The organism is Vibrio sp. 10N.222.52.B7, assembly GCF_041474275.1.
Taxonomy (GTDB): Bacteria; Pseudomonadota; Gammaproteobacteria; order Enterobacterales; family Vibrionaceae; genus Vibrio; species Vibrio crassostreae_C.
Genome location: NZ_JBFRTU010000415.1, coordinates 1 through 514 on the forward strand (window position 1 = coordinate 1; position 514 = coordinate 514).

General features: G+C 41.6%; 1 protein-coding gene. It reads left to right on the forward strand.

Going from position 1 to position 514, the window contains the following annotated elements; all coding sequences use genetic code 11:
* A partial coding sequence (locus AB4512_RS23470; protein WP_372175928.1) for a TonB-dependent receptor domain-containing protein occupies positions 1 to 514 on the forward strand: 514 nt, incomplete at both ends.

The following is a 514-nucleotide window of genomic DNA, read 5'->3' on the forward strand; positions in this document are numbered from 1 at the left end:
CAGTACCAATATGGAGTACAACTCTGATATTGCGACTGATGATAAGCTCTATGTATACACTCCTGATGCTAAAGAGCAAAAATTTGGTCTGTTTGTACAAGACGAAATTAGCCTAATGAACGACAAACTTATTGTTACTCCAGGTGTTCGTTTCGATCACTTCTCTACAGACCCTGGTAAAAATACAGGTGAGTCACTTACGGACTTCTCTGATTCTGCGGTAACTGGACGCCTAGGCTCAACATACAAACTTACTGATACAGGCACCATTTTTGGCCAAATTAGCCAAGGCTTTAGAGCCCCTTCTTTCGATGAACTGTACTACACGTATGACAACCCAGGACATGGTTACGTAAACGATCCAAACCCAGATCTTAAGTCAGAAACCAGTATTTCTTATGAGCTAGGTTACCGTCATAATACACAGGCTTCATCGTCTGAAATTGCGGCTTACTACAGTGATTACGATGACTTCATCGAAACAGTGGTAACGAAAAAAGTTGGCGGAACTACA